Raw genomic sequence first — 9,533 nt, forward strand, 5'->3', positions numbered from 1 at the left:
TGCCCCTGGACCCCGTTAAAGGCGGAGCCTTTAAAATCCATTAGTTTTAGGCAAGGGGAGGGCGACCCAGGCCAGATGCTCACTTCAAGCGCCCCCACCACCGGCCAGCATCACCCGCAATGCGCTGACACGAACTGCCTGAGTGCCCGGCCGCGGTGGCTGATGGCGGCTTTGGTGGGTTTGTCCATTTCGCCGAAGCTCTGGGTTGCGCCGGCGGGGATGAAGATCGGGTCGTAGCCGAAGCCGCTGGCTCCGCGCGGCGTGGCGGCGATGTGGCCGTGGCAGTAGCCGAGGTAGGTTGCGGTTTTGCCATCCGGCGTCGCGAGGCAGATGGCGCAGGCGAAGGCGGCGTGATCGTTGGTGCGGGTGGCTGCGATGATGCGCGCCATGGCCTGGGTGTAGCCGCCGGCTTCGGTGGCGAAGCGCGCCGAGCGTACGCCGGGGGCGTTGGCCATGGCGCTGACCAGCAGGCCGGAATCATCGGCGAGCGCCCAGGTGTCGCTGGCGCGTGCGGCTTCCAGGGCCTTGATTTGTGCGTTGCCCGCGAAGTCCGGCGCGGTTTCCGCCGGTTCGGGCAGACCCAGCGCGCTCGATGCGACGCAGTTCAACCCGAACGGTGCCAGCAGCAGGGCGAACTCCGCGAGTTTGCCCGGGTTATGGGTCGCGATGATCAGCCGCTGGCCGCCTTCGAGCCGCATCACGCCGCCTCGATGGCCGCGGTCTGGGCGGCGAACAGCGCGGCGGTGCCGCTGCGGGCGAGGCCGAGCAAGGCGGTGAAGGCGGCTTCGTCGAAGGTCGCCTGTTCCGCCGTCGCCTGGATTTCGACGATGCCGCCCGCGGCGGTCAGCACGAAATTCGCATCGGCCTCGGCGTTGGAATCTTCGGCATAGTCGAGGTCGAGCACCGGGCGGCCCTCGAATATGCCGCAGGATACCGCGGCGACCTGGCCGATCAGCGGGTTGGCCTTGAGCACGTTGTTGGCCTGGAGTTTCCTGATCGCGAGCGCCAGGGCCACGTAGGAGCCGGTGATCGCGGCGCAGCGGGTGCCGCCATCGGCGTTCAGCACGTCGCAATCGAGGGTGATGCTCATTTCACCGAGCAATTTCCGATCGACCACGGCGCGCAGGCTGCGGCCGATCAGGCGCTGGATTTCCTGGGTGCGGCCGGATTGCTTGCCGCGCGCCGCTTCGCGGTCGCCGCGGGTGTGGGTGGCGCGCGGCAGCATGCCGTATTCCGCCGTCACCCAACCCAGGCCGGTGTTGCGCAGAAAGCCGGGCACGCGGGATTCCACGCTGGCGGCGCACAGCACTTCGGTGCCGCCCATGCGGATCAGCGCCGAGCCTTCCGCGTGGTGGGAAAAGCCGGTGACGATTTCAACGCGGCGCAGCGCATCGGCCGTGCGGCCGCTGGGTCGTGTGGGGGTGTTCATGATGGGGGCTCCGGTGCGGTTGCGATGGTTGCTTGATTTTCGCCCCGCGATAGCCTCTTCTCGGCGGATGGACCAGTCACCCCCGCGACCGCCGCGCACGTTTCAGTCAGGCGCCCCGACCAAACGGCCGCCCGGGCTCGATGCCCGATCGGCTGCGGTGTTGCGCGAAATTGTCGAGCAATATGTCGAAACCGGTGAGCCGGTAGGCAGCCGGACGTTATCGCGCCTGTTGCCGCTGGGCCTGTCGCCAGCGACGATCCGTAATGTCATGGCCGATCTGACCGAGGCGGGATTGCTGTTTTCGCCGCATATTTCGGCCGGGCGCCTGCCGACCGACCGGGGGTTGCGGCTGTTCGTCGATGGGTTGCTGCATTTCGGTGAATTATCTGATGAGGAGCGCGAGCGGATCGAGGCGGCGCTCGCGCAGTCCGGCCGGTCGGTGCAGGACACGCTGACCGAGGCTTCCACCCTGTTGTCGGGCTTGTCGTCGGCGGCGGGCATCGTGCTGGCGCCGAAATCGGAAGGGGCGGTCAAGCATATCGAATTCGTACCGCTCAGCTCCGGCCGGGCGCTGGTGGTGCTGGTTTCGGCGGATGGCCAGGTAGAGAACCGGGTGATTGAGACGCCGCTCGGCCTGCCGCCGTCGGCGTTGCAAGAGGCGAGCAATTATTTGAACGCGCAATTATCGGGCCTGTCGCTGGCCGATCTGCGGCTGCGGGTGGCGGCGGACATGAATGCGGACCGTTCGGCGCTCGACTCGATCGCGGCGGGCATTGTCGAGGCGGGTCTCGCCACCTGGTCGGGTGAGGGGCGGGGCGGGTCGTTGATCGTGCGCGGGCAGGGGCGGTTGCTGGCGGATATCGATCAGGTCGACAAGCTGGCCTCGCTGCAACAATTGTTCGAGCGGCTGGAAGCGCAGGAGACCATGCTGAAACTGCTCGAACTGGCCGAACAATCGGACGGGGTGCGGATTTTCATCGGCGCGGAGAGCGGCCTGTTCGGCGCGTCCGGCATGTCGATGGTGGTCGCCCCGGCACGCAATCGGAACGATCGGATCGTCGGCGCGATCGGCGTGATCGGCCCGAGCCGGATCAATTACGGCAAGATCATTCCGGTGGTCGATTACACCGCGAGGGTGATCGGCCGCCTGCTCGGCTGACAGCGCGGCCCGGCGGCCGCGCTGTCGTTCAGCTCAATGTTTGTCGGCCTTGACGATCAGGATGTGGAAACTCCCCGGTGCGAACTCGGGCTTGCCGTAGCTCTTGCCCGGTGCCGGCGGCAGGGTTTTGACGATGGTGGCGGCTGAAAGATAGGCGGTCTGGGTTGCCTGATCGAACGCCATGGTGCGGGCGGTGGGGGCGGTTTTCAGGGTCTGGACGATTTTATAGCCGTGCTTGCCGGCCGCGCCGATCACCGTGAGGGTACCATCGATGCTGGGGGCGAAGGCGAGGTTGCGCGAGGGGTCGAACCGCATCGCATCGGAAAACGCCGGAATCGGCAGGGTGGCCAGGATGCGCCCGGAGCGCGCCGCGACGACATCGACCGCGTGATTGCGGCAGGACACGAACAGCCGTTGGCGGGCCCGATCGATCGCAAGGCCGGTGGGGCCGTGGCAGGTGGGGGCTACGTTGATTCGCCGCATGATCTTCAGCGTGCGGGTGTTCACCACCGCGATCTGATCGGCCGAGTTGAGGTTGAGATAGGCGGTGCCGCGGCCATCGGTGACGATGAATTCGGGATCGGCGTGGAACGGGATGCGTTTGATGATTTTGCCGGTGCGGGCATCGATCGCGATCAGCGCCTGGGTTTTTTCATTGGGCACGAAGACACGTTCGGTCGCGGGGTCGTAGGCGATGGCGTCCGGGCCGGGGGCGACGTCGATGGTCTTGATCGGTTTGAGGGTCTTCAGGTTGAACATCGTGACCGTGCCGGCAATGCCCGCGGTCGCGAAGCCGCGATTGAGGCGCGGCGCGAGGGCGATGCCGTGGGCCCCATCGATCGGGGCGATGGTGGCGATGAGTTCCCGCGTCGCGATATCGACCACGACGACGCGGTCGCCCTCCGCCGCGAACAGGCGGTTGGTGCCGGGCTGGGTGGCCAGATAGTCCCATTTCACCGGTCCGGCGATCGGGATGCTGCCGGTCAGGGCGAACTGCGGCGGCGCGGCGGCGGCGATGGCGGGTAGGAGCGTCGCGGCGAGCGCGAGAGCCAGGCGAAATCGTGTCATCGATGATCCTTGATGTTGAACGATGCCCGGTTTTTGAAATGCCCCGGCGTGTGACGCAACCCAGGGTGAGGCAGTGTCATCGATTTGTCACTGTGGCGGTGCGGCGCGCTGCCAGGCCAGGGGCAGGCCAGCGATGTCGACCGCGATCGATCGCACACAGGTTGGCAGATGGATCACGCCGTTGCCATCGGTCCAGCGGGCGGTATCGCCGCTGGCGCGGGGGTGAAAGCCGGATTGGGCCAGATCGTCGGGGTTGAAGTGGCGGCGGCCGGCGCGCAGGGTGGTGATGGCGACGCCGAGTTCGCGACGGTCGTCCGACCCAGGATCGAAATGTGCGGGGATGAAGCGGTGCGAGCGGATGATCGCGCGGCCGCCGTGCACCAGCGGCACGGCGAAGCGCCCGGCGGCATCGCGCGCGGCGGGCCGGCCATCGATCCAGAGGCCGACCGTGGCGGCGGCTGCCGGGGCAAAGCCGAGCGCGCAGGCACGGTCGTGCAGCGCGGCGCGGCTGCGGCGCAAGCGGGCGCCGGCGGTGACCAGCGGCGCGCAGGCATCGCGGTCCCAGCGTTTCTGGCGCACCGGCCAGGATGAGGCGGTGCTGAAACCGGCGCGGTTGCCGGTATCGAGATAGGTTTCGCACGGTGCGGCTTCGGCCAGCACGATGTCATGCCGGGCGAGTTCGATGTGGTGATAGGTGATCGCGAGGCAATCCTGTTCCTGGATGATCGTGGCGCCGTTGACAAGTAGTTTCGCGGGGATCAGCACGCCGTCCAGCGCGATGGCGTGGTCGGGCGAGACCCGCAGGGCGCGGCGCGGCACGCTGTGCGCGAGCGCGCCGGCGGCGATGCGGATGGGTTGCACCCGGTGGGGTGCGGGGTGGGTCGCAAGGTCTGAGGTATGCTGGCCGACCCAGACGATCGGCTGCACGCCGGCGCTGGCGGTGATCACCGGATCGCCGACCGCGAGGTGTTCGACCGGGCGATAGCCGCTGGGGGTGAGGATGGCGGTGCCGCGCGCGAAGCACGGCGGGTCGTACGCCGGGGCGGGCGCGCTGGCGGCGGCGATGACCACGGCGCTGCCGCTGCCCGATGCGACGACGCTGAGCGCGGGCGCGCCGGCGAGCGCGAAACTGCCTTCGACGATGCCGGTCGCGGTCTCGATGGTGACCTGGCCGTTGCTTTGGGCGATGCGCGCGTCTGCCAGGGTCGGCAGCAGCAGGACATCGCCGCTGGTGAAGCCGGTGAGCGAGACCGCGGCACCGAGCAGGGGATCGGCCAGGGCGAGCGTGCCGCCCGCGAAGCTGACCTGCTGGTCGGCCACGCCATCACCCAGCCAGGCGAGCGCGCCGCCGGCGAGATCGATCGTCCCGCCGCCGCCGAGCGCGCCGCCGTCGAGCATCAGCGTGCCGCCTGCGAGCGCGAGCGTGCCCGTGTTTTCGAATGCGGTGCCGGTGATGGCGAGCGTGGCGCCGGTTTCGAGTGCGATGGTGCCGGTGTTGGCGAAGCTGGGCGGTGCCGCGCCGGTGAGGCCGCTGAGCGCGCCGAGTTCGACCACGACGCTGAGGCTCGATGCCGCGCCGAGCGCGATGACACCCTGGTTGACCACGGAATCGTTCGCGTAGAGCGCGCCGCTGCCGGAGATGGTGACGGCCGCGGATGATCCCAGCACCACGGCACCATCGTTGCCGCTCAGCACGGCGGCGCCGGCGAGGGCGAGGCTGGCTTCGATCGTGACGCCGGGGTCGAGCAGGGCGGTCGTGCCGGTGATGGCGGCGGCGACGCCGGCGCCCGGCACCACGCCGCCCGACCAGTTCGCCGGATCGCTCCAGTCGGCGGCCGGTGTGCTGATCGGGTTGAACGTCTCGCTCGGCACGGTCATCGCACTCTCCTGACAATCACCGGTTGCGTTTTGTGTCGGTGCCTGCCCTGTGAGGCGGTTATTGCGCCTCGATCGCGGTGAGTGTTAGCAAAGCCGATCGTTGGTCACAATGAAATTCGGCGGTGCTTGGGTGGTCGTGGTGCAATATCTAACGATTCGTTGCCGGACGGTTCGTACAACGCCAGGTTTCAGTCGGCGCCGCTCTGGGCCGCGCGCTGGGCCAGGCGGAAGGGTGCGGCGGGGTAGACGCCGAGGATGCGGATTTCGCGGGAGAAGAAATTCAGCTCTTCCAGCGCAAGGCGGACGTCGCGCTGCTCGGGATGGCCGTCGATCTCGGCGAGGAACTGGGTGGCGGAGAACTGGCCGCCGACCATGTAGCTTTCCAGCCGGGTCATGTTGACGCCGTTGGTGGCGAAGCCGCCGAGCGCCTTGAACAGCGCGGCGGGCACGTTGCGGACGCGGAAGACGAAGCTGGTGATCAGATTATCCGCCCCGACCGGCGGCAGGCGGGGGGTTTTTGCCATCACGTAGAAGCGGGTGGTGTTGTGGGCGGCGTCTTCGACATTGCGGCGGAGGATGTCGAGCCCGTAGATTTCGGCGGCGAGCGACGAGGCGATGGCGGCACTTTCCGACCGGTTCCAGCGCGCGACCAGCTCGGCCGAGCCGGCGGTATCGGCCTCGACCACGGTTTGCGCGCCGAGCTCGCGGACCAGGGCGCGGATCTGGCCGAGGGCGACGGCGTGGGAGTGGATTTTCCGCACGTCCGCCAGCGTGGCGCCGGGTGTGCCGAGCAGGCAATGCTCGACGCGCTGGAAATGCTCCGCGATGATCGAGAGGCCGGAGTCCGGCAGCAGGGTGTGCATGTCCGGCACGCGGCCGGACAGGGAGTTTTCGGTCGGCAGCATGGCGAGGGTTGCGGCGCCGGAGCGGACCGCATCGATCGCGGCTTCGAAGGTCTGGCAGGGCAGGGTTGCCATGCCCGGGAAGGCGGTGCGGCAGGCGAGATCGGAATAGGCGCCGGGGACGCCCTGGAAGGCGATGGTGTCGGTCATGGCTGATTGAGGTCCTTGGCGGCGAGTTCGCGGCGGGCGCGGTCCAGATCGTCTGGCGTGTCGACGCCGAACGGCGCGTGGGTGATGCGTGCGGCGCCGATCCGCAGGCCGAGTTCGAGGGCGCGCAATTGTTCGAGTTTCTCGCGCCGTTCGAGCGGGGAGGGCGGGGCGGCGACGAAGCGTTCGAGCGCCGCGCGGCGGTAGGCGTAGACGCCGATGTGATGCCACAGCGGCCCGGCGCCGGAGGGGATGATGTGGCGCGAGAAATAGAGTGCCGGGGCGATGTCGCTTGATTCGAAGCCGCAGGCGGCTTTGACCACCTGATCGGCCGCGGCTTCATCGGGGCTGGTGATCGGGGCGACCAGGGTTGCGATGTCGAAGGCTGGGTTTTCGAGCACGGCGAGCAGGTCGTGCAGGGTTGCGGGGTCGAAGCCGGGCAGGTCGCCTTGCAGGTTGATCACGATGTCATGGATGCGGGCGGGGTCGAAGCTGGTGAGGGCGGCGGCGATGCGGTCGGAACCGCTGGGCAGATCGGGATCGGTCATGATCGCGGTGCCGCCGGCTTGCTGCACGGCATCGGCGATGGCGAGTTCGGCGCAGGCGATGACGACCGGCCCGATCGCGGCGGCCTGGGCGCGGCGCAGGACGTGGACGATCATCGGCAGGCCGGCGATATCGGCCAGCGGTTTGCCGGGCAGGCGAGTCGAGCCCAGCCGGGCGGGGATCAGGATGATCGGTGATGAAATTGCGGCCTCCCTGCGTGCGATCACGTTATCGCTTGTCGCACTTTCCTAAATCGTTATACATCCCCCGGTAAAGCTCTGGAGGATGTCTGACTATGAATACGCCGAACCCCCATGCGAACGGTACCAGCGGCAAGCGTCGTGATCCGTTGCTGCTGAACAAGATCGCGGGCGGCATTCTGTCGGCCGGGCTGGTGTTCTGGATCGCGACTCACGCGGCCGGAATCATTTCCGGCAAGGATGCGCCGAAGAAGCCGGTGATTGCGACGGCGGCTACCGCGACGGCACCGGCCGGGGGTGGTGTGCCCTCGATCGACGGGTTGATCGTCAAGGCGGATGTCAGCAAGGGGGCGAGTTTCGTGGCGCAGCAATGCGCGGCCTGCCATTCGGTGAACAGCGGCGGGGCGAACGGGGTCGGGCCGAATTTGTACGGCGTGATGAACGACAAGATGTTCGCCAAGGCGGGGTATGATTTTTCCTCGGCCGCGAAGGCGAAGGCGTCGGGCGTGTGGACCTATCAGAAGATGAACGAATGGCTCGATGATCCGCAGAAGGACGTGCCGGGCACGCGGATGGGCTATACCGGGATCAAGAACGACCAGATGCGCGCCGATACGATTGCGTATTTGCGGACGCTGTCGACCAGCCCGATTCCGCTGCCCAAGCCGGGTGCGGGCGGTGCGACGGCGACCGCGGCGGCGGCGCCGGCCGGGCTGAGCAGTGGTGCGCCCTCGATCAAGCCGCTGCTCGCCAGCGCCGTGGTGGCCAAGGGCGAGAGTTTTTTCCAGCAACAATGCTCGGCCTGCCATTCGATCAACAGCGGCGGTGCCAACGGCGTCGGGCCGAATTTGTATGGCGTGGTGGGTTCGCCGATGTTCGCCAAGGCGGGGTATAGTTTTTCGGGCGCGGTGAAGAAGGCGGCGCACGGCAAATGGACGCCGCATAAGCTGAACGAGTGGCTGTATAATCCGATGAAGGACGTCGCGGGGACGCATATGGCGTATCCGGGGATCAAGAATAACCAGGTTCGCGCCGATGTGGTGGCGTATCTGAACGCGCAATCGGCCAGCCCTGCGCCGCTGAAGTGAGCGATGGGTATGCCGCCGTCGCCGCGGCGGCGGCGGATGCCGCGGGGGCGGTGATCGGGCGGTATTTCCGGGCGCTGCCGGATGTGGTGACCAAGAGCGATGACAGCCCGGTGACGCTGGCGGACCAGGGTGCGGAGGCTGCGATCCGGGCGGTGCTGGCCGAGCGGACGCCGGAGTTCGGGATTATCGGCGAGGAGATGGGTGGGGCGGCGAGCGGGCGTTTCACCTGGGTGGTCGATCCGATCGATGGGACGCGGGCGTTCATTACCGGGCGGCCGATTTTTGCGACGCTGATTTGATTGCGCTGCTCGATGAGGGCGTGCCGGTGCTCGGGTTGATCGATCAGCCGATTACGGGGGAGCGCTGGCTGGCGGATGCCGGGGTGCTGCGGTTTACCGGGCGGCACGGCCGCGCGGGTTGCCGCAGCCTGGCGGCGCTGGCGGATGCGGAATTGTCCTGCACAGCGCCGGAGATGTTCAATCCCGCGCAGCATGCGAAATTCGGCAGGCTCGCCGCCGCGTGCCGGCGGGTGACCTATGGCGGGGATGCCTATGCTTACGGGTTGCTGGCGCTCGGGCAGATCGATGTGATTGCCGAAGCCGGGCTGAAACCATGGGATTGGGCGGCGATTGTGCCGGTGATCGAGGCGGCCGGTGGGTCGGTGACGGATTGGCAGGGGCGGCGGTTGACGCTGGATAGCGTGGGCGAGGTGCTGGCGCTGGGGGATGCTGCGATGCTGGCGGGGGTTTTGGGGGCGTTGGGGTAGGAAGGGAAGGCTTCTTTTTTGTAAAAGAGAAGCAAAAAACTTTCTGACTCTGGGGCACGGGCGTTTGAACCGGCACGGGCCCAAATTAACAAAGTTTTTTTTGTTTCTTTTTTGTTCACAAAAAAGAAGTGCTTACCTTGTCTTTCGTGGTGTTTGTTGCGTTATCGTAATGATTTAGGCGTGCAAAGTCATGGCCCCTTCCGCCAGAGTTTTTTGACGTTGAAGGACGGCACGAAGGGCTGGTGCCAGGATGGCACGGGCGGTGGGGGTGGGCCGAGGATTTCGTGGAGTTGTTCTGGCGTGAAGTCGATGCTGCCGTCGGGGTTGATTTTGTATTGGTCCATGAAGCT

8 protein-coding genes and 1 pseudogene are annotated in these 9,533 nt (G+C 67.1%); 3 read left to right on the plus strand and 6 right to left on the minus strand.

Annotated features, from left to right (window positions below; genetic code table 11):
- Positions 1–110: 110 nt before the first annotated feature.
- Both rdgB and rph read right to left on the minus strand, forming a co-directional pair.
- On the minus strand, positions 111–698 hold the full coding sequence (gene rdgB, locus B7X49_RS01885; protein ID WP_286702839.1) for an RdgB/HAM1 family non-canonical purine NTP pyrophosphatase: 588 nt from the start codon (positions 696–698) through the stop codon (positions 111–113).
- Positions 698–1,429: a ribonuclease PH gene (gene rph / locus B7X49_RS01890; protein ID WP_286702840.1), complete on the minus strand. Its 732-nt coding sequence runs from the start codon at positions 1,427–1,429 to the stop codon at positions 698–700. Before rph ends, rdgB begins: the two co-directional genes overlap by 1 nt.
- Before the next feature lie 67 nt (positions 1,430–1,496).
- On the opposite strand from rph, the gene hrcA reads away from it, so the two are divergent.
- Positions 1,497–2,588: a heat-inducible transcriptional repressor HrcA gene (gene hrcA / locus B7X49_RS01895; RefSeq protein WP_286702841.1), complete on the plus strand. Its 1,092-nt coding sequence runs from the start codon at positions 1,497–1,499 to the stop codon at positions 2,586–2,588.
- Positions 2,589–2,621: 33 nt separating this feature from the next.
- Here hrcA and B7X49_RS01900 read toward each other — a convergent pair whose 3' ends face one another.
- The 4 genes from B7X49_RS01900 to B7X49_RS01915 form a co-directional block, all read right to left on the minus strand.
- Entirely contained in the window at positions 2,622–3,656 is a 1,035-nt protein-coding gene (locus B7X49_RS01900) for a YncE family protein (protein WP_286702842.1), read from the minus strand.
- Positions 3,657–3,743: 87 nt separating this feature from the next.
- Positions 3,744–5,534, minus strand: coding sequence for a Hint domain-containing protein (locus tag B7X49_RS01905; RefSeq protein WP_286702843.1), 1,791 nt, complete (start codon positions 5,532–5,534; stop codon positions 3,744–3,746).
- Between the two features lie 188 nt (positions 5,535–5,722).
- On the minus strand, positions 5,723–6,586 hold the full coding sequence (locus B7X49_RS01910) for a prephenate dehydratase (protein WP_286702844.1): 864 nt from the start codon (positions 6,584–6,586) through the stop codon (positions 5,723–5,725).
- Positions 6,583–7,332 carry a 3-deoxy-manno-octulosonate cytidylyltransferase gene (locus B7X49_RS01915; RefSeq protein WP_286702849.1) on the minus strand — a complete coding sequence of 250 codons (750 nt, stop codon included), beginning with the start codon at positions 7,330–7,332 and terminating at the stop codon, positions 6,583–6,585. The genes B7X49_RS01910 and B7X49_RS01915 overlap by 4 nt, the downstream gene beginning before the upstream one ends.
- A gap of 92 nt (positions 7,333–7,424) precedes the next feature.
- On the opposite strand from B7X49_RS01915, the gene B7X49_RS01920 reads away from it, so the two are divergent.
- Both B7X49_RS01920 and B7X49_RS01925 read left to right on the plus strand, forming a co-directional pair.
- Positions 7,425–8,417, plus strand: coding sequence for a cytochrome c family protein (locus B7X49_RS01920; protein WP_286702845.1), 993 nt, complete (start codon positions 7,425–7,427; stop codon positions 8,415–8,417).
- Positions 8,390–9,183: pseudogene (locus B7X49_RS01925) on the plus strand (inositol monophosphatase family protein). The gene B7X49_RS01920 and the pseudogene B7X49_RS01925 overlap by 28 nt, the downstream one beginning before the upstream one ends.
- The last annotated feature ends 350 nt before the right edge of the window (positions 9,184–9,533 follow it).

Origin of the sequence: Acidiphilium sp. 34-64-41 (assembly GCF_002282635.1) — a bacterium.
GTDB lineage: Bacteria > Pseudomonadota > Alphaproteobacteria > Acetobacterales > Acetobacteraceae > Acidiphilium > Acidiphilium rubrum.